The organism is Winogradskyella sp. ABM4_392, from assembly GCF_056160445.1.
This window is the reverse complement of the sequence record NZ_JBSWXE010000007.1, coordinates 83560-103995: the sequence shown is the minus strand read 5'-3', so window position 1 is coordinate 103995 and position 20436 is coordinate 83560. Positions and strand designations below refer to the sequence as shown.

General features: G+C 33.1%; 13 protein-coding genes. 6 read left to right on the top strand and 7 right to left on the bottom strand.

Features of this window, described 5'->3' with window-relative positions; genetic code table 11:
* Positions 1–160 precede the first annotated feature (160 nt).
* The 3 genes from ACXAFS_RS13685 to htpG form a co-directional block, all read right to left on the bottom strand.
* The gene (locus ACXAFS_RS13685; RefSeq protein WP_475307638.1) at positions 161–736 is read right to left on the bottom strand and encodes a Crp/Fnr family transcriptional regulator; all 576 of its coding nucleotides are present in this window, start codon (positions 734–736) and stop codon (positions 161–163) included.
* A gap of 157 nt (positions 737–893) precedes the next feature.
* Positions 894–2546, bottom strand: a complete 1653-nt coding sequence (locus tag ACXAFS_RS13680; RefSeq protein ID WP_475307637.1) for a serine hydrolase — start codon at positions 2544–2546, stop codon at positions 894–896.
* Positions 2547–2674: 128 nt separating this feature from the next.
* On the bottom strand, positions 2675–4582 hold the full coding sequence (gene htpG / locus ACXAFS_RS13675; protein WP_475307635.1) for a molecular chaperone HtpG: 1908 nt from the start codon (positions 4580–4582) through the stop codon (positions 2675–2677).
* Positions 4583–4829: 247 nt separating this feature from the next.
* Here htpG and ACXAFS_RS13670 point away from each other — a divergent pair, with 247 nt between their 5' ends.
* The 4 genes from ACXAFS_RS13670 to ACXAFS_RS13655 all read left to right on the top strand — a co-directional run bounded on the left by ACXAFS_RS13670 (position 4830) and on the right by ACXAFS_RS13655 (position 8402).
* A complete protein-coding gene (locus ACXAFS_RS13670; RefSeq protein ID WP_475307634.1) occupies positions 4830–5840 on the top strand; it encodes a 3-oxoacyl-ACP synthase III family protein in 1011 nt (336 codons plus the stop codon).
* A 16-nt stretch (positions 5841–5856) separates the two neighbouring features.
* Complete coding sequence (locus tag ACXAFS_RS13665; RefSeq protein WP_475307632.1) at positions 5857–7143, top strand: serine hydrolase domain-containing protein; 1287 nt, start codon at positions 5857–5859, stop codon at positions 7141–7143.
* 136 nt (positions 7144–7279) lie between these two features.
* Complete coding sequence (locus tag ACXAFS_RS13660) at positions 7280–7894, top strand: hypothetical protein (RefSeq protein ID WP_475307631.1); 615 nt, start codon at positions 7280–7282, stop codon at positions 7892–7894.
* Positions 7895–7946: 52 nt separating this feature from the next.
* A complete protein-coding gene (locus ACXAFS_RS13655; protein ID WP_475307629.1) occupies positions 7947–8402 on the top strand; it encodes a hypothetical protein in 456 nt (151 codons plus the stop codon).
* A 383-nt stretch (positions 8403–8785) separates the two neighbouring features.
* Here ACXAFS_RS13655 and ACXAFS_RS13650 read toward each other — a convergent pair whose 3' ends face one another.
* Positions 8786–11230: a TonB-dependent receptor gene (locus ACXAFS_RS13650; RefSeq protein ID WP_475307628.1), complete on the bottom strand. Its 2445-nt coding sequence runs from the start codon at positions 11228–11230 to the stop codon at positions 8786–8788.
* Between the two features lie 101 nt (positions 11231–11331).
* On the opposite strand from ACXAFS_RS13650, the gene ACXAFS_RS13645 reads away from it, so the two are divergent.
* Entirely contained in the window at positions 11332–11694 is a 363-nt protein-coding gene (locus ACXAFS_RS13645) for a CoA-binding protein (RefSeq protein WP_475307626.1), read from the top strand.
* On the opposite strand, the gene ACXAFS_RS13640 is transcribed toward ACXAFS_RS13645, so the two are convergent.
* The 3 genes from ACXAFS_RS13640 to ACXAFS_RS13630 form a co-directional block, all read right to left on the bottom strand.
* Positions 11695–13023, bottom strand: coding sequence for a vanadium-dependent haloperoxidase (locus tag ACXAFS_RS13640; protein ID WP_475307625.1), 1329 nt, complete (start codon positions 13021–13023; stop codon positions 11695–11697). It abuts the gene before it with no gap.
* Positions 13024–13026: 3 nt separating this feature from the next.
* Positions 13027–16284 (bottom strand): VCBS repeat-containing protein, encoded by a 3258-nt coding sequence (locus ACXAFS_RS13635; protein WP_475307623.1) that lies wholly within the window; start codon positions 16282–16284, stop codon positions 13027–13029.
* 96 nt (positions 16285–16380) lie between these two features.
* Entirely contained in the window at positions 16381–17826 is a 1446-nt protein-coding gene (locus ACXAFS_RS13630) for a sodium:solute symporter (protein WP_475307621.1), read from the bottom strand.
* Positions 17827–17901: 75 nt separating this feature from the next.
* On the opposite strand from ACXAFS_RS13630, the gene ACXAFS_RS13625 reads away from it, so the two are divergent.
* Positions 17902–20436 carry a T9SS type A sorting domain-containing protein gene (locus ACXAFS_RS13625; protein WP_475307620.1) on the top strand — a complete coding sequence of 845 codons (2535 nt, stop codon included), beginning with the start codon at positions 17902–17904 and terminating at the stop codon, positions 20434–20436.

Sequence of the window (20436 nt, the reverse complement as noted above, 5' to 3'; positions counted from 1 at the left end):
TACTTTAGAATCTAAAGTTATAAAAAAAAGCGCAGGTCGATTAAACCTGCGCTTTTTGGCTATTAATCCTTAGGGATCACTTAAAAATAATGTTAGGGTATGCAATAATAGGATTAAAAAAGCAATAAAAAATTGATGTATGTTAATAAATGTTTGGTTTTCACATTTCTTTTCTAATTCTACTTAGACTTTCTGTAGTAATGCCCAAAAATGAAGCAATATGATAATTTTTTAAATGTTTTTCAATATCAGGATAAGTAGCTAAAAAGTTATGATAACGTTCTTTAGCAGATTTAGAAATACCAGCTAATATTCTTTTTTGAAAAGCGGCAAATGCACGCTCTAATTTTATTCTGAAAAAGCGATCTATTTTTGGGATTTCATTGTATAGGTATTCCTTGTCTTGTCTGTTTATTTTATAAATAATGGAATCTTCAAGAGCTTCTACTGTTAATATTGCCTTTTCGCCAGAGAAAAAAGCCGTAAAGTCACTCATCCACCAATCCTTTATCCCAAACTGGATAGTATATTCTTTTCCTTGTTTATCTGTGTGGAAAGCCCTTAAGCAACCTTCTAAAATGTAATATTGTGAGTCAACTTTATCTCCTGGCTGAATAAGAATCTCACCTTTTTTAACAACAACTTTGTGAAAAACAGACTCTATGAACTTTATTTCGTCTTCAGAAAAAGTCAGCCCTTTGAAGATTTCTTTGATTTTAGAATTATCTGATTTCACCTTTTTTTGATTGATAGTTGCATGAAATTAAATAAAAGAATAACTAAAAAATGTAAAATTCGATATTTGAAAAATAAAAGAAGTTAAAACGTTTCTTTCTATAAGAAAAAACCACTTAGATTATTCTAAGTGGTTTGTATTTTACGAAGCGTTATTGCTATTCAATTTTTTTAGCAATGGTTTCTTGTCCGCCTTGATGCAACGTAAAGCTCTCTACTTCTCCTGAGGCATCTTTATTAAATACCACCTTTAAGGCTGTAACTTTTGCATAAAAGGAGGTTTCATTTTCAGCAAAAAGCTGAAATTGTCCTTGTCCTGTAGCTTGTGCATAAATTTCATTTCCTTTTACAGTAATAACAACGTTAAAGTTTGGTGCCAATTCGTAAGTCCCTACATACTTATTTATAATATCTGAAGCTAAGGTTACTACTTCTTTTTCTTTTGGCATTGGTTTATCGGTTTCAATACCTTTGTTTTCATTACCTGCTATAAAAATCGCTTCTTTTTTGCCGTCTTTGTTAATAGAAAATTTGTATTCAATGTTACCTTCTTCAAACATAAAACGGTTTTCAGACAGTGGGAAAATATCAAAAACAGTATTTGTTTCTGATTCTCTCATACTTTTTAATGATCCATCCTTAAAGAATATATGTCTTATGGCACCATCTTCAAACTCATAAGCACCAACCCATTTTTTTAGTTGATCTTCTTTTAGTTGTACTACATCCTTCATCGTAGGGAAAGGTTTGCCAATGGCAGCAGCTGCCAATTGTGTAGTTACTGAGCCTATATCATTACAGCTACAATTACTTAAACCAATAACATAAACATCTTCGTCTATCAAATAAATACCATCTGTTGAGGTGCCAAAAATACCACCACTGTGCGTATAACCTTTAGAACCCTTGAGTGTTAGTTCGCCTAATCCGTAGCCATAATCAATGTGTTCGCCATTATTTAATTTAGAACCATTAATTGCTTTTTGTAATGTAGAAGCTTTTATTAATGTGTTATTTGCTAAGGCATTTTGCCATTTTAGCATATCGTCGATAGTTGAGGTAAGTGCACCTGCAGCATGTGGTAAAGACATGCTAAGGTAACTTGCATTAATGTAACCATTGTCTGTTTCTTCATAAGGCATAGCTCTGTTTTTAATGAGTTTGCTGTGACTACCATATTGTGAAGCTTTCATACCTAAGGGTTGAAAAATGTGATTATCAATAAAATCTGAATAAGGCTCTCCAGACAATACTTCTATAATTTTACCGAGTAATACATAGCCAGAATTATTATAACGATAATCTTCGCCTGGATCAAAATCCATTGGTTCATTTTTAAAGAAATCTATGAGCTCGTCTAAGGTTTTGTCTTGCCTGGCAACATGTCTTAAATCTCCAATACTAGTGTAGCTTTTAATACCAGAGGTGTGGTTAAGAAGGTGATGCACAGTTATGGTTTTGCCTTGGGTAGGATAATCTGGAATAAACTTAGTAATAGGATCGTTTAAGCTCAGCTTTCCTTGTTCTTCTAACATTAAAATAGAAACTGCTGTAAACTGTTTTGTGATAGAAGCCAGCATAAATACGTTTTCTGGAATCATATCTACATCTAGTTCCAAATTAGATTTACCAACAGCCTTTCTATAAATAGCTTTTCCATTTTTTGCAACTAAAACCGTTGCTCCAGGTGCATTAGAATCATTGTAGTATTGGGCTACAATATCATCGAATTGTTGGGTTAAATTTTGATTTTGAGCTGTTGTAAAAAGGAAGCAAAATACAACAACAATTAGTGAAATCTTTGTTTTCATTGAATGTTTTGATTGATTGTTATTTTAATAAGACGACGTCTCAGTTTTAAAGTTACAAAAAAACCACTTAGAAAGTTCTAAGTGGTTTTTGCAATTAATTTTGAGATTCCTGCTTTTGCAGGAATTAATTACTTTATCATCTCGTAGCTACGCTTAATGAAGTTTGTTAACTCTTCACCTTTAAGAAGTCCTTGAGACAAACGTGCTAAGTCTAAACTTTGATTTATTAAACGTTCTTGCTTTTTCTTGGTTTTGGTATTTAAAATTTCACTTACCAAGTCGTGGTTTGTGTTCACCACCAAGTTGTACATTTCTGGCATATTACCCATGCCAAACATGCCACCTCCAGTCTGTTGCATCTCTTTCATACGACGCATAAACTCTGGTTGTGTAATCATAAATGGCGACGCATTGCTGTCCATAGCTTCTAATTGTACCATAAATTTCTCTGAAGGCACAACTTCTTTTAAAAGCTCATCTAACTTAGTTTTTTCGTCTTCAGATAACTTGGAAATTGTAGTGTCGTCTTTTTTGATAAGGTTATCAATATGATCTGCATCTACACGTGCAAAAGAAATATTTTCTTTAGTGGTTTCTAACTTTTGCATTAAGTGACTCACAATTGGTGAATCTAATAATAACACTTCGTAATCTTTATCTTTAGCTGCCTGGATGTAAGCATGCTGTTCATCTTTGTTAGATGCATAAAGAATTACCATTTTATCATCCTTATCAGTCTGCTTAGCTTTAATAGCATTGGTTAATTCTTCAAACGTAAAGTATTTACCATCAACCGTTGGGTATAATGCGAATGCATCTGCCTTTTCAAAGAATTTTTCTTCAGAAAGCATTCCGTATTCAATTACAATTTTAATGTCGTCCCATTTCTTTTCGAAATCTTCACGATTACTATTGAAAAGCGATTTTAACTTATCAGCAACCTTACGTGTAATGTAAGATGAAATCTTTTTCACTGCACCATCAGCCTGTAAGTAACTACGAGAAACGTTTAGCGGAATATCTGGCGAATCGATAACACCTCTTAACATGGTTAAGAATTCAGGAACGATACCTTCAACATTATCGGTTACAAAAACCTGATTTTGATACAGTTGAATTTTGTCTTTTTGAATGTTAAGATCATTCCTCATTTTTGGGAAATACAAGATTCCTGTTAAGTTAAACGGATAATCTACATTAAGATGAATGTGGAAAAGCGGCTCTTCAAACTGCATTGGGTACAGCTCTCTGTAGAAGTTTTTGTAATCTTGGTCCTCTAATTCAGCAGGTTGTTTAGTCCATGCAGGATTAGGGTTATTGATAATATCGTCTACAGTAATTTGTTTGTGAGGCTCGGTGGTTTCTTTCCCGTCTTTATCTTTTGTGGTTTTTGGTGTAAAATCAGGGTCATTTACTTCCTTAGTTCCAAACTTAATTGGAATAGGCATGAACTTGTTGTACTTAGTTAACAACTCACGGATTCTACCTTCTACTAAGAATTCTTCTTCACCTTCAGCTATGTGCAGAATAATCTCGGTACCTCTATCTGTTTTATCTGCTTCTTCTAAAGTAAATTCAGGAGAACCATCGCAAGTCCAATGAGCAGCAGGTGCATCAGTGTGCGATTTTGTTATAATTTCTACTTTATCTGCTACCATAAACGCAGAGTAGAACCCAAGACCAAAATGTCCAATAATACCAGCATCTTTAGCCGAATCTTCGTATTTATTTAAGAATTCTTCAGCACCAGAAAATGCTACTTGGTTAATGTATTTTTCAACCTCTTCGGCTGTCATACCCAAACCTTGATCTATAATATGAAGCTTTTTACCTTCCTTATCAATTTTTACTTCAATTTTTGGCTCACCATATTCAGATTTAGATTCGCCAATGCTAGTTAAGTGCTTTAGTTTTAAAGTTGCATCAGTTGCATTACTGATAAGCTCACGTAAAAAGATTTCGTGATCTGAGTACAAGAATTTTTTAATTAACGGAAAGATATTTTCTACCGATACATTAATACTTCCTTTTGCCATTTTATTAAAAGTTTAATGTCAGTTCAAGTTGAGACGAAGTCGAAGTATCGAGGACTTCTCGATACATTTCGAAACACTCGAAGTGACGTTGTTAGTCAATTTATTTCTTCACAACTTCATTCAAATAAAATACCAATTGAAGAATTGTGACAAGATGACATAACTTAAACTATTATGCATGCATAACGAATTGGAGTTAGTTTCTTTAGAAATGGGTTAAATTTGCAGTTCTAACTATTATATAAACATGTACAATTCGAGAATAACAGGTTTAGGAAAGTACGTTCCTGAGAACGTAGTGACTAATAATGATTTAAAACAATGGATGGATACCAGTGATGAGTGGATACAAGAGCGTACTGGTATAAAAGAACGTCGATGGATAGACCCAAAAACAAGTGATGATACAACATCTTTAATGGGAGCTAAGGCTGCCAAAATAGCTATAGAACGTGCAGGATTAACTAAAGATGATATTGATTTTATCATTTTTGCGACATTAAGTCCAGATATGTACTTTCCTGGTGGTGGAGTACGAGTGCAAGAACTTTTAGAAATGGATACTATTGGTGCTTTAGATGTACGTAATCAATGTTCTGGTTTTATTTATGGATTATCTGTGGCAGACCAATTTATTAAAACTGGTATGTACAAAAATATATTGGTGATTGGTAGTGAAAATCATTCTGGTGGTTTAGAGCGCTCTACACGAGGTAGAGGCGTAACTGTTATTTTTGGTGATGGAGCAGGAGCAGTTGTATTGAGTAGAGAAGAAGATAACACCAAAGGTATTTTATCTACACATTTACATTCTGAAGGTAAGTATGCCAAAGAATTAGCCTTAGAAGGTCCTAGTACTGGCCGTTGGGTAGATACCATAATGGAAGAAAACGACCCAGACGATGTGTCTTATTACCCTTATATGAATGGCCAGTTTGTATTTAAGCATGCAGTGGTACGTTTTAGTGAAGCGATTATTGAAGGCTTAACAACTAACAAATTGCAAAAGGAAGATATAGATATGTTAATTCCGCACCAAGCCAACTTAAGAATCTCTCAGTTTATACAAAAGAAGTTTGGTCTTAGTGACGACCAAGTTTATAATAATATTATGCGCTACGGAAACACCACTGCAGCCTCCATACCAATAGCTCTAACCGAAGCATGGGAAGAAGGTAAAATAAAAGAAGGTGACAATGTAGTCTTGGCAGCATTTGGTAGTGGTTTTACATGGGGAAGCGCAATTATAAAATGGTAAATAAATTTTTGCCAATATGAAGCTAACACTCTCTATTGTCATTACTTTTTGTTTTTTTGTTAGTACTTCGCAAACTAAATCTACAAAGAGATCTTTACCGCTTACAGAAGCTAACGCAGCCAATGTTGGTATGTCTGAAGAACGTTTGGCACGTATAGATTCGGTTTGTCTTGAAGCTATTGAAAAATCCCAGATTCCAGGAGCAGTTGCTTTGGTGGCTAGAAACGGTAAAATAGTTTATCATAAAGCCTTTGGTTATGCTGATAATGATTCAGGTAGAAAACTAAAAAAAGATGATATCTTTAGAATAGCGTCACAAACTAAAGCCATTACATCTACAGCTGTTATGATGCTCTGGGAAGAAGGGAAATTTGGTTTAGATGAACCAATTTCTAAATACATTCCCGAATTTGAAAATGCTCAAGTTTTAGATACATTGTATGCTGATGGCACTTATAAAACCATACCAGCTAAAAATCCAATTACTATAAGACACTTACTGACTCATACATCTGGAATAGGATATGGTGTAATTGATGGTGATGAAAGATTCCGAAAAATATATGAAGACGCAGGTATAACAGATTTATTTACTATTGAGAATATAACAATTGGTGAGAATGTAAAGAAGCTAGCCAAGCTTCCTTTACATCATAATCCTGGTGAAAAATTCACTTACAGTGAAGGTTTGGATGTGTTGGGTTATTTTATAGAAGTAATTTCGGAAAAACCTTTAGACCAGTTTTTTAGAGAGCATATTTTTGATCCCTTAGGAATGGATGACACCTGGTTTTATTTGCCAAAGGAAAAACATGACCGGTTGGTAAGTCTTCAAACCCGAAAGGATGGTAAGTGGACTAACTATGCTGAAGATTTTTATGACTCAAATTATCCAATAAAAGGGGCAAAAACATTTTTTTCGGGAGGAGCAGGTTTATCGAGTACGGCAAAAGACTATGCAACGTTTTTACAGATGTATCTTAATAATGGTGAGTTGAATGGTGTACGTATTTTAAGTAGAACGACAATTGAGAGTATGATGGCTAATCAGATTGGCGATTTATGGAAAGGTTCTGGCGCTTATTACGGATTGGCTTTTGGTGTGCTTAATGAAAACGGACAAGCTAAAGGTGGAAAAGGTAGTGTAGGTACATTTGATTGGGGAGGTTACTTCAATACCCAGTATTTTGCAGACCCAAAAGAGAACATCATCGGTATCATAATGAAACAAACCGCAAACACCAGCGATGACGAAACTGGTTGGAAGTTTAGGCAAGTTGTTGGCCAAGCTGTTGATGATTAATCTTGCGAAAGCAGGATTTTTTTTTGATTAGAATTAAGTAAAATAAAGGTTAGTTTTTGTTATCCTTAAAATATGATGGGATAATGGTTATATTTATTGTCATTTAACAAGTTATCTGCAATAAAAAACGTAACGAATGAAACAAAAACTAATTACTTTATTAATAATCCTAACTTGTAAATTGGGATTTGGTCAAGTAAGTCCAGAAGACATAATTGTAGTTTATGATTCTCTAAATCCAAAAGGCAAAGTTCTATTAAAAAGTGAAATGTCTAAAAATTTAGATTCTATCAATATGTATATTTTGGAAGATACAAGATTGGAATTGTTAACTAAAAAGGACAGTTTATTAATTAATAAAGATATAATCGGAATTTGGAATTTGAACAGTGTTAAAACATCGAATGGAAAACCATACAACTTACAAGTTTTTGAGAAAATTGAAATAACGAATGACGGAAAATTTAACATTTTAGACAACAAAGAGATTATAAGTGGAACATGGGAAATAAACAAAGGAGAACTAACCTTAAATTATGACGAACCTCAATGTCAAATCAAAGACAAAGCTTTATTGAAAATTCTGCCCAAAGATCAAATAGAATCCTTAACATACAGTTCGAACATTATTAGTATTCGAAAAGTTGACAATAAGAATATTGTATTTATGCATTTCTTACCTGAAAATACAGAAAATATTAATGAGATGTTTTATGTTTTAGTATTGTCCAATTATGTAAAAATTGAATAAAAAAGATTGCAGATAACAATGCGTAATCGCAATCAAAAGCCAAACTATTCGAATGAAAAAACTGAATTTACTATCTACAATTTTATTAGGTTTTATGATTTTATCTTGTTCATCTGACAATGATAATGATACTATAGATTTATCTCAATTTCAAGATTATATATTTGATTTTGAGGTTGTAATTTCTGGTGTTAATCAAGTTGAACTATATGAATATCAAGTTACTCTTATTACAACAGATGGTGATGACCAAATAGTTGAAGAAACCGAAACAGTTTCAGGGGAATTAAACGGAACTTTATCAATATTGACAGAAAAACTTGTAAAAGGATATAAAGTTGTTGGAATAAGAGTTGAAGAAGTTACTAATAATATAAACCATTTCATCGTTAGATTATATAATGCATCTGACCAAAATGAAGTTATTAACGTTTTTTCACTTATTCCAAATTCAGCGACAATTACATATGATTTTGAAACTGGAACGGAAACAATTACATCTGAATAAAAACTGTTAGTAACTACTTGTGTAGCTATTGCGACTAAATAACTATAACTAAAAAAGCCCAAACAATCTAAATTGTCTGGGCTTTTCAGCTATTAACCAATTTAACTAACACTCAATTATAAAATTTAAAAAAATCTTATAACAACTATTACTTAAAACTTATCTCACATACTTAGACGTAATAGGCTTATAATTATTTCAGAGATTAACATATTTAACGTGTATTTAACAAAAACCCTGACCAGTATTAAACTGTCAGGGTTTTCTATCTAATAGTTAAACATTAACACTAACCATCAACTATTTATGTAAACTATTAAATTTGTTTTAAGTCTTTCTTTTATAAAGACTATGTGACTTCGGTATTGTGACACTTTTGAGTGTTAAAATATGCCACCACCACTTTGTTTAACATCATTATCTCTTTGCTTACGCGATTTTGCTCTGTACTTACCACCACCAAATCGGTAAGATAATCTACCTGATATTTGTTGACTCTCCCAGTTAAATTGTCCTCTCTGTAAAAAAGGTCGCTGTCCGTTAAATTGCGCAAACATGGTGTCAAAAATATCATTGTAGTTAAGACTAAAGCTGGCTTTACCTTCCATAAAGGTGTAACGCATACCAAGGTTAACCATAAGCATGTCTTCCATTTCAAACTGAATGTTTTTGTTTTTTCCTCTATACATTCCAAAGGCAGAAAAACTTAAACTATTACTCACTTTAAAGTTGTTAAAGGCTCTAAAATTCCAAGCCACGTTATCTACTTCAACCGAGTTTAATACAATATCTCCATTGGTGTCAAACGATTCAGCAATACTTTTTTGCTTTTGTGAAAATAAATCGAAACTAGCATTGATACTCCACCATTTTGTTGGTCTGTAATTAGAGGATAACTCAACTCCGTAAGACGATGTGTTGTCAAAGTTAAGATTGGTAAGTATTAAACGGTTAGTATCTGCTCTGTCTATTAATATGGCTTGTTGTATTTCGTCTTCTATAATTCTGTAAAACACTCCTGCTGTAACACTTCCCTTTTTTAATTGTCTAGTATAGTTTACTTCCATTGAGTTGGTAAACTGAGGTAATAATTCTTGGTTACCAAACTGTGAAATTAAAGCGGTATTAAACTGAGGTAATGGATTTACCTGGCCAATACCTGGTCGGTCAATACGTCTGCTGTAACTTAATTGGTACGAATTTTTTTCTGATGGTGTATACGTAAAGAATGCTGAAGGATACAACTCAAAATAATCGTTCTCAAAAGGAATTTCTAAGTCTGTATTGGCATCTAAGTCTCTTCTAAAAGCATCAGAATCTACAGTAACATTCTCTGCTCTTATGCCTATTTGGTAAGACCATTTTTCTAATTTTTTACCATAAGTAGCATATGCAGAATAGATATCTCTTGAGTAGTCAAAAAGCGTAGTAGTTGGAATATATTGACCAGATTCATTCTGTTCTCGTCCATCTGATTCATAGAAAATACTATTCTCAAACAAGCGTGCTTGTAATCCTAATTCTAATTTTGCAGTTTCAGAAAGTGGATTTACATAATCTAGATTAATAGTAGTACGTGTTCTGTCAGTTTCTGTCTCTTCCATAAAGTTAGGACGCTGAGAACTAAAGAAGGTGTTTTGTGTGCCTCCATTATCTCCAAAAACATTGTGATCTACTTCTAATTCTATATTGTGCCCATCAGCAAAATCGTGCTTATAGTTGAAGTTGTATTGCTGAGAGTCATTTTCGTTTTCTGCAAAAATAGCTTGCGATTCGTCTAATGATGGATCTGCGAGGTAGTTTATAAACGTATTTACATCTACCGTATTATCAAAGGTGTTCTGATTGGTAAATACAGAAATTGTGTTTTTGTCATCTAAGTAAAAATCTAAACCTACCTTAAACAAGTGTGATTGGTTGTCGTCTAGAATATTAAAATCCTGAGTGATTTGCTGTTCAACTCTATTGATACGACCATAGTTGTAATTTTTTATAATTCCATTACTGTAAGAACCATAAAAATTAAACTTTCCGTTTCTGTAATTAGCATCTATAGAACTATTAAATTTTGGTTCTATGTCGTTTGCCAAGCTTATATTTAGGTTGCCATTAAAACCTATCATAGTATTTTTATGAAGTACTATGTTTATAATGCCACTCATACCTTCTGGGTTATACTTAGCAGATGGATTTGTAATAAGCTCTATACTTTTTATAGAAGTAGATGGGATTTGCTTTAATAACTGATCTGCAGGTATGTTAGATAGTTTTCCATCTACCATAACACGCACATTTTGATTTCCACGCAAACTTATAGCACCACTTTGTTGATCTACGCTTACTGATGGTAAATTATTCATAATCTCACTGGCTGTAGCACCAGCAGTTTGTAAATCTTTACCAATTGTAATTACTTTTCTGTCTACTTTTTGTTGAATAGTAGAGGTTTCTGCAACAACTGTAACTTCATCTAGACTTTCAGAATCTTCTTCTAAGAGAATATCTCCCATCTTAATATTATAGTTGCCTTTTCCGATAGTTTCATTTTTTAAGATGGTTTTATATCCTATAAATGTAATCTCTACTTGTATATTACCTTCAGGAATTTTATCGATTGTAAAATTTCCTTCATTATCGGTAATACCTCCTGTAAGAACTTTGCTTGTGGCATCTTTTACAACAATATTTACATAAGGTAATGGCTCATTAAGACTAGCATCTAGTACACGACCAGATATAGAACCATTTTTAATGTCTTTGTTGGAATTGGGTTGGGCGCTTAAAATGGTTGATGAAACCAAAATAAGCATTAATAAGAACTGCTTCATTTTTTGATTGAAATTTGATTGATTGATAGTTTCTTAATGTCTAGACGACTATTTTTACATCATGTTACTTTAATTAACACTACTTAACATTCTTTTAACATATGAGTAAAAAAACATTGGTTCTTGGTACGTCTTTAAAAGCAGACAGATATTCTAATATTGCCGTTAATAGGTTGAGACAGAAAAATCATGATGTTGTGGCATTTGGTTTAAAGCAAGGAGATGTAAGCGATGTTACAATAGACACAGATTTTAAATCTTATGAAGATTTAGATACTATTACTTTATATCTTAATCCTAAACACCAAGAGGCTTATTACGACTATATTTTAGATCTAAAACCTAAGCGCGTAATTTTTAACCCAGGAACTGAAAATCCAGAACTTTATAAAATTCTAAGAGAGAATAATATTGAATTTGAAGTGGCTTGTACTTTGGTTTTATTAGCTACTGATCAGTATTAGTTATTTTAAAAAGCTGAGTTTGTCGTTTACTAATGTGCCTACTTTAATCCCTTGATCAATTCCGATCTCTACAGCAGCTCTGTAGTGAATGCTGCCGTACATTCTGCTTATGGCTGCTTCTTGTGCTGCTAATCTAAAGGATTTAAATTGACGCATGGGTAATCCGTATGGAAGTTCGGTTGTGTCATCAAAAGCAAAGTTATCACTGAAAATTGATGTTAATACTTCAGAAGAAGCACCTGATACTACTGAATGTCCACTAGTGTATTCAGGAAAAGGAGGTGTTTGTAAAACTGGAGTCCATTCGGTATCGATGTATTTGTTTATCAGTGTTTCGGGTCTAATAAGATTACTCCTGTATTTTTCGTCCCAACAACTTATAAAAGCATCAGCGATAGCAATAGATGTTTTGGTGTATGCATATACTGTTTTTTCGAAGTCTGCGTTGGTTTGTTTGCAAGCAATTTTACAGATGCCTATCCAATGTGCACCTGGTGTTATTTTTTTCTCAGCAAACATAAAATGACCCTTGTTTACAGAAACGAAAGGATTGCAATCCCAAAAACGAGCAATTTGAATTTCTTCACTTTCATCCCCTTTTTCTCTTATATCATTAGTGATGTTATAGACTTCCATTAACTCGTTATGAAACGCTGAACCTTCTTCTAGAGAAAATTCTGGGTGTGGTATGGGTATAAACTGATCTGCTGAGTCTAGTACGAATGTTCTAAGCTTGTTCCAATGTGGCTCTATACCTTTCATATAGGCAGGTGGAGTAGGTTCCCATTGCGAAGGGTCTTTTGTATAGATATTGTAATCTGGCATTGTGCGTGTTTCAGCATAATTATCAGAGTTCATCCAAGTAATTATCTGGTCTGAGATTGCAATACCGTAATCTTTTGCATTATTAAACTCTTTAGGATTTTTAGTTTCCCAAATCGTATATAAACTGTCTCTATATGTTGTGATTTTTTCTCTTGTAAACACTAACTCTTTGGCTACATTAATGTATGCGATAATAGCAGATAATCTTAAGTTAGAACTTTCAGCTTTTTTAGATTCTATATGGTCTAATCCATTTAGTTGATTAACAAGTGAATTATAGGTTTTATTGTTCTGGTTTAAGGTTTCATAAGCTGCTATATTTGGGTACACATATATTCTACTCGCAACTGGTGGTGAAAATATATCGTGCACCATTACTTCAGTAAGTTTGTCTATTGTAGTATGGTAATCTTCACTAGAAATAGCAATAGGAGTCTCTTCTTGTTGACATGAAAAAAAACAAGAAAACAAGACGATTAATAAGGGAAGCAGTTTAATTTTCATAATTTACTTCTGATATGAATAAACTTTTAAAGCATCATTGTTTGAAACTATTATAACCAGATTTTTAGTTTTCATTTCTACAGTTTCAATGTGTTTAATTTGACCATTAAATGGATCTATGCCATAATCTGAAATACTACCATAATTGGTTTCATCTTTGAGCCAAAGGCCTTTTAAAGCTGTATAAGAGCCGTGATATGTATTAACTTTATAAGAATTACCGCCAATTAGTAATTGAGGACTTCCTTCTATTGAAACTTTAGAAAACACATTGATTGGTGCCATTTGAAAATCGTCTTCAAATGTTACAAATTCATTAAAACTTCCGTTATCATTTCTTAAGTAGCCTGATGCTAAAATATCAACTTGATACTTATTTGAATTTTCTAAATACTCAGGACCAATAATTTCATTAATTGTCTTACCTGCAAAACTTTTATGATTTGTATAGACTTTATTTACAACATTCATTTGTCCTGCAAGTTCGTCCTTAGAATTTAGAGGATAGTATTTTCCGTTTTTATTATACGATAATAAGGTTTCTGGTCTTCCGTTTTCATCAAAATCATTATGATACATCATTAATGGTCCATCAAAGTTGAGGCTGAACTTAGTGTTAGTTCCCCAATTCCCTAGTAATATATCCTCATCACCATCTTTATCAATGTCATAAGTGGTAACAGTTTGCCAAAGTCCATTGATGTTTTCTGGTAAACTCATAGGTTTTAGAGTACTGTTACCATTGTTCATATAAATCATTGGCTTGTTCCATTCAGAAGTGATTAGTAAATCATCATAACCATCATTATCAATATCTCTCCATAATGCATTTGTTACTTTTGAAGTTACTTCGAAATTCGGTGCTTTTGAAAAGTTACCTTTACCATCATTAACTAGTAGATATGAAGAAACAGGTTTGCCAAAATCAGTAACATCTGCCAGGTTTCCTACAAATAAATCGATATCTCCATCTTTATCGTAGTCATTTGCAGCAATGGTTGAGGTCACCAAGTTGTTATTTGGGATTTTATTTTTAGACTTTGTAAATGTTCCTTGGTCATTTACATATAACCTATCGTTTTGTAATTCTGTAAATTTTACTTCATTGACACCAGAGGCAACATAAAGGTCTAAATCACCATCGTTATCTATGTCAAAAAACACAGCATCATTATCTTCAAAAGGCGCATCTTCTTTGAAGGCGTTTTGTTGTGATAATTTAAAGTTAGTTCCAGTATTGAGATATAATTCAGCTGGTTTTCCAGAAGCATTTCCTATATAGAGATCTTCAAATCCATTACCATCTACATCTGCTTTGGCTGTCGCAGGACCTTGCATTGAGATTTTATATGGAATTAGTTTTTCTTGTGCAAAGTCGTTATAACTATCTTCTTTGTGCGTATAGCCTAATAAGGATTCTTTTTTGAAATACGAAGGTTTAGAAGAAGCATCCTTATAGTTATAAGTAATATTGGTTGGTGTGTATTTAATCTTTAACAGTTTGTTAGATTCAGGATTTACTATTGTTTGCAATTCGTTGTTTGGCCAGATGACTTCTATGGAATCTATTTTAGTTCCATCTCCTAAACCAAAATGTAATTTGCTTTCTATGGATGATAAAAAACCTCTAGATTTAAAAAGTTGTTTAAGTTGCGATTTACCATCAGTATAGACTAAGGCCTTAGTGCCGATACCTTCTTTATTTAAGCTTTTATATTCAAAATCTAGACTGATATAGTTATTAGCAGTATTTGTTGTGTTTTTGAAAAGACAAGCGCTTTCTCCAAAGTTATTGGTAACAAGATCTAAATCTCCATCTAGATCTAAGTCTACGTAAATAGAGCCATTTGATAAGTTGGGTTGATTTTCTATCCAATTACCTGTCTTATTTTCAAAAGTTTTAGAATTTCCTTTAAAAATTTGGTTTGCTACTTTACCACTTCCCATCTCATTCACAGAGTTGTATAGCCTCTCTAATCCTTCTGCTTCAGAACGCCCTTTAAAAGCACTTGATATATATTTTTTAAAGTCTAAGCCGTTAGGTCGTCTTAAAATTCCATTAGAGATAAATAAATCTTGATGACCATCATTATTATAATCTGCAAATAAAGGCGACCAGCTCCAATCTGTATCTGCTACATTATTCATAAATGCAGTTTCTGTAAAATAATCTCCAAATTGATTAATTTGAAGCATATTACGAGAGTATTGATCTTTGTAACCTAATTTGCTGAGGCGCGTTTGTAGATTAAACATAGAATCATCACCTTCTGTTTCTTTTATAACTTTTTCATCAAAAGGAAGCATGTCTAAAGTTATAAGGTCTTGATAACCATCACCATTGATATCCGCAACATCACTTCCCATGGAAAATCGGCTTATAGTTGTAAATGAATTCCCTAATTGTTCTGTGAAAGTTCCATTTTTGTTATTGATGTAGTAGTAGTCGTCTTCATGAAAATCATTACATACATAGATATCGTCCCAGCCATCATTGTTAAAATCCGCCACAGATGCACTTAGTCCATAACCATTTCCACCACCATATATATTGGCTTCTTTGCTAACATCAATAAATTTGTTATTGTCGTTTCTAAGTAAAACATCTCCAACAAGTGGTTCTCGTTTATTTCTCATGTCTGCTTTACCATGCGAAAGAGAGGTGTGTACAGCATGGTTTACAAGGTAAACGTCAAGGTCATCATCCTTGTCATAATCCAAAAAATAGGCTTGAGTGGAATATCCTTTAAAATCTAATCCAAACTCCCTAGAGCGTTCAGTAAATGTATTGTCACCATTGTTTATGTATAGTTCATTATGACCTTCAAAATCTAATAACTCAGAAACAGCACACACATATATGTCTAAAAAACCGTCATTATTAATATCTACCATTGATACACCAGTTTGCCAACTGGCTTTACCAGAAATGTTCGCTTTTTCAGAAATATCTTCAAACTGTAAATCTCCTTTATTGAGGTAGAGTTTGTTTTCTCCTGTATTTGCCACAAAGTAAAGATCTGGAAGTCCATCATTGTTAACATCTCCAGTAGCAATTCCACCTCCATTATAATAATAAATATAACTTATGATATTGTGTTGAGGATCCTCGCTTACCAGATTAACAAAGTCCAAACCAGTATCTTCGGTTGATATCTTTGAGAGAAGATAAGACTTATTAATGTTTTTATCCTTTTCTCCGTTATTGTTACAATTATAAATTAACAACAAAGCTAAGAAAGCAATGTAATAGTTTTTCATTAAGGGTAGAGGGTTAGTCAACTTAACAAAAATAATAATAATTTAACAATAAATTAACAATTACAATTATTTTTGAACAGGCTTAAAATTAAAAAGTTAGTTTTTCTGTTTTAGTAATAATAATCCAAAAAACATTAAAAGACCATTGATAATTAAAATTTCAAAACCAATTTCATATCCATTAAAAAGTTCTTTAGAGTAAAGATTTAAGATATAAGAAAGAATAGGTGCAATAATGGCGATAATCCAAACAAGTTTGTCTTTTATTTGGTAATTGGTAAAGAGTCCAAAAGCAAACAGTCCTAATAATGGTCCGTAGGTATAGCCAGCGGCTTTAAAAAGCTTCCAGATGACAGATATATCTTTAAAAATTAAATAAAAGAGAATGATTACTATAACCAATACAGCACTAAAGCCAATGTGAGTTCTTTTGCGTATACCCTTTTTAGATGTTTCAGGTTTGTTTTCGATATCTAAAATGTCAAAACAAAAAGATGTGGTTAAAGATGTTAGTGCAGAATCTGCACTAGAATAAGCTGCAGCTATTAATCCCAATAAAAAGAAAGCAGAGGTGACAACTCCTATTTCTGGTAGCATAGCAATAGTTGGGAACAAATCATCCTTAGTTGCAGTAATTCCGTTTTTAGCTGCATAATCAGTAAGCATTAACCCAAGGATAAGGAATAATATGTTCACAAAAATGAGAACCACACTAAAAGAAAGCATGTTTTTTTGAGCGTCTTTTAAGCTTCTACAGGTCAGGTTTTTTTGCATCATATCTTGATCTAGACCTGTCATGGTAATGGTAATAAAAATTCCAGATAAAAAGCTTTTCCAAAAGTATTGTGGGTCATTACCATCATTGAAAAAGAAAACCTTACTCAGATTGCTTTCTTTGGTGTAATCAACAATTTCTTTTACACTATTTAAATCTAAAGCAGAAGCTAAAAACACTATAGTCACAACTACAGATATAAGCATAAATAAAGTCTGTAATGTATCCGTAAATATTATAGTTTTTATACCTCCTCTAAATGTGTAGAGCCAAATTAGCGCAATGGTGATAATTACAGTGATAACAAATGGAATATCAAAAAGATCAAAAACCAAAAGCTGAAGTACTTTAGCAACTAAGAACAATCTAAAAGCAGCACCTATAGTCCTAGAAATAAGGAAAGCTACCGACCCTGTTTTATAACTTATCTTACCAAATCGATCTCTAAGGTAGGTGTAAATAGAGGTTAAGTTTAACTTGTAATAAAGTGGAAGTAGAATATATGCTATGATCAAATACCCAAAAAAATAGCCAAAAACTACTTGAAGATACCCAAATTGTTTTGCTTCTACAGCACCTGGTACTGATATAAAGGTAACACCAGAAAGAGAGGCACCAATCATCCCAAAAGCTACGAGATACCATGGTGCAGATTTATTAGCCTTAAAAAAGGCGGCGTTAGAATCTTCTTTTCCGGTGAAATAGGAAATCAATACCAATATTGTAAAATAACAAGCTATTAAAATTAAAATCGAAGTTGGGCTCATAAATGATATTCTTTGCTCAAAAATTTATGAAAAATAGTACATTTGAAAAAAATAGCTATTTAATTTCAAATTTTTATGAAAAAGACATTTTTACTGGTTGTATTAGGACTCTTTGTTTTTAATGCTTCTGGGCAAGACTATCGTAAACTTATCACAGAAGGAAATCATACTGTACAATACATTTCTGAAGTTGCTGAACGCCATTTCGATTCTATAGGAACAGGAAGAGGAACAGGTTTTAAGATTTTTAAGAGATGGCAGTATTTTGCAGAACGTGCTATGGACGAAACAGGTAGATTAAAATCGCCTGAATTTTATTATGCAGAAATAGAAAATTATAATGCAAGTGCTAATAATGAAGGATTAGCAGCTAGAACTACGGTTGGTACTTGGGAAGAAATGGGGCCAACTTACTGGGACGCTACCTCAGGATGGAATCCTGGTGTTGGAAGAATTACTTCTTTAGCTGTAGATGAGTCTAATTTAGATCATATTCTCGCTGGGAGCGAAACAGGTGGTGTATGGAAAAGTATGGATGGCGGTTCAACCTGGACAGTGCTCTCTGACAATCTTTCTAATATAGATGTATATGCTCTCGCCATTGATCCTTCTGATAGTAACACTTATTTTTGGGGCTCTACAAGTGGCACAATTTTTAAATCTACAAATGGCGGTTCAACTTGGTCTCCATTGACAGATCTTGGTGGTGGAACTGTTAATAAAATATTGATAGACCCTACAAATGCAATGAAAATCTATGCAAGTGTTCAAGGAAATGGACTATATAAGTCAACAAATGGAGGAGTAACTTGGAATTCAATATATTTTATTCCGCCAAATACTGGCTACGATTTTGAGTTTAAACCAGGTAATCCTAATACTGTGTATGCTTCAGGAAATGAATTTTATGTTTCGGTAGATGGTGGTAATAACTTTAGCCAAATAACAGGTACAGGTATTAATCAGTTCTCTGGAGGCCCAAAAATGATTGGCGTTTCTGCGGCTAACTCTAATATCGTATATGTAGTTGAGGCAAATGGTGGTATTTTTGGTGGATTATATGTGTCTAATGATAGCGGAAATTCTTTTCTGAAACGAAATTTAAGTCAAAACTTTTTTGGATACGATTCAAATGGTAATGATGCTCTTGGTCAAGCGCCAAGAGATATGGATATTACTGTAAATCCTAATGATGCTAATGATGTTCATATAGCAGGTATAAACACTTGGAGATCAACAAATGGCGGAACTAGCTTTAGTATTACTTCGCAATGGGTGCCAAGTAATGCAAATAACTTAGGCATAGGATATTGTCATGCAGATGTGGATATATTGCATTTTGCAGGAACAGGAACAAATGCGAAACTATACGTAGGTACTGATGGAGGTATTTTTAGAACAGATGATCCAATCAGTGTTAGTGCCAATTATTATACCGATTTAACTCCAGGTTTAGGTATAAGACAATTTTATAAAATAGGAGTAAGCCAAACAGATCCTGTTGTTGTTACTGGTGGCTCACAAGATAATGGTACGTCAACATTAAGAGAAGATGGACTTTGGACAGATTGGTTAGGGGCTGATGGTATGGAAGGTTTTGTGGATAAAAATGATGCTTCTATAATGTATGGAACTACGCAGTTCGGATCACTATACAGAACCCAATATAATATTTTTGGTAGTAACGTAGTAGGTTTAACACAGCCCGAGGGAAAAGGCGGTCAAAGTAATTGGAATTGGGTAGTGCCATTTGAACAAGACCCAATTATTCAAAATACAGTATATGTCGCTTTTGATGAAATATATAAGTCTGATGACAGCGGTAACACTTGGGTTTCTGTTTCTCCAAATTTTAGTGCAGATATAGATCATTTTAAGATTGCACCAAGTAACAATCAAATAATGTATTGTGCAATTAATGGAGTTTTAAGATATACGACAAATGGTGGAACAAATTGGACTGTTGCTCCTCTAAGTATAGGTACATCTATAATAAACGAAATAGCTGTACACCCTTCAGATCCTAATAAAGTAGCTGTTGCAACTACTGATAGTGAGAAAGTTTATTTAAGTACTGACGGAGGTCTAACATGGACATCTATGCGTAATAATTTACCCAACTTTGTAGCTCAAGCACTTGCTTGGCAAGACAATGGTGATGATGGTTTGTATGTTGGTATGAACTATGGGGTTTTCTACACTGATAACACACGCTCTAGATGGGTAGCATTTAGCAATGGTTTACCAAACGTTAGAATTAATGAGCTAGAAATTAATACTGTTGATAATAAAATTTATGCAGCTACTTATGGTAGAGGATTATGGAGATCAGATGTTTTTGATGCTTCTCTGAGTGTTGAAGATTTTGAGTTTAGTGATTTTACATTGTTTCCAAATCCAGCTAAAGATGAGATTAACTTAAAATGGAATAAAACAGAAGATGCCAGTATCAGAATTTTTGATACTCAGGGTAAAATTATGTTTTATGGTAAGAAAGTAAATCTGTATAACGGACTTAAAGTAGATGTATCCTCTTTTAATAGTGGAATTTATTTTGTGAAGCTTAATAGTGATAATGGTGAAATTACTAAAAAGCTGATTCTAAACTAA

Excerpts from the sequence above, each read along its gene's own strand:
- ACXAFS_RS13650 (WP_475307628.1), bottom strand. The coding sequence starts at position 11,230 with ATGAAGCAGTTCTTATTAATGCTTATTTTGGTTTCATCAACCATTTTA.
- htpG (WP_475307635.1), bottom strand. The coding sequence starts at position 4,582 with ATGGCAAAAGGAAGTATTAATGTATCGGTAGAAAATATCTTTCCGTTA.
- ACXAFS_RS13655 (WP_475307629.1), top strand. The coding sequence starts at position 7,947 with ATGAAAAAACTGAATTTACTATCTACAATTTTATTAGGTTTTATGATT.
- ACXAFS_RS13670 (WP_475307634.1), top strand. The coding sequence starts at position 4,830 with ATGTACAATTCGAGAATAACAGGTTTAGGAAAGTACGTTCCTGAGAAC.
- ACXAFS_RS13630 (WP_475307621.1), bottom strand. The coding sequence starts at position 17,826 with ATGAGCCCAACTTCGATTTTAATTTTAATAGCTTGTTATTTTACAATA.
- ACXAFS_RS13635 (WP_475307623.1), bottom strand. The coding sequence starts at position 16,284 with ATGAAAAACTATTACATTGCTTTCTTAGCTTTGTTGTTAATTTATAAT.
- ACXAFS_RS13665 (WP_475307632.1), top strand. The coding sequence starts at position 5,857 with ATGAAGCTAACACTCTCTATTGTCATTACTTTTTGTTTTTTTGTTAGT.
- ACXAFS_RS13680 (WP_475307637.1), bottom strand. The coding sequence starts at position 2,546 with ATGAAAACAAAGATTTCACTAATTGTTGTTGTATTTTGCTTCCTTTTT.
- ACXAFS_RS13625 (WP_475307620.1), top strand. The coding sequence starts at position 17,902 with ATGAAAAAGACATTTTTACTGGTTGTATTAGGACTCTTTGTTTTTAAT.
- ACXAFS_RS13640 (WP_475307625.1), bottom strand. The coding sequence starts at position 13,023 with ATGAAAATTAAACTGCTTCCCTTATTAATCGTCTTGTTTTCTTGTTTT.
- ACXAFS_RS13660 (WP_475307631.1), top strand. The coding sequence starts at position 7,280 with ATGAAACAAAAACTAATTACTTTATTAATAATCCTAACTTGTAAATTG.
- ACXAFS_RS13645 (WP_475307626.1), top strand. The coding sequence starts at position 11,332 with ATGAGTAAAAAAACATTGGTTCTTGGTACGTCTTTAAAAGCAGACAGA.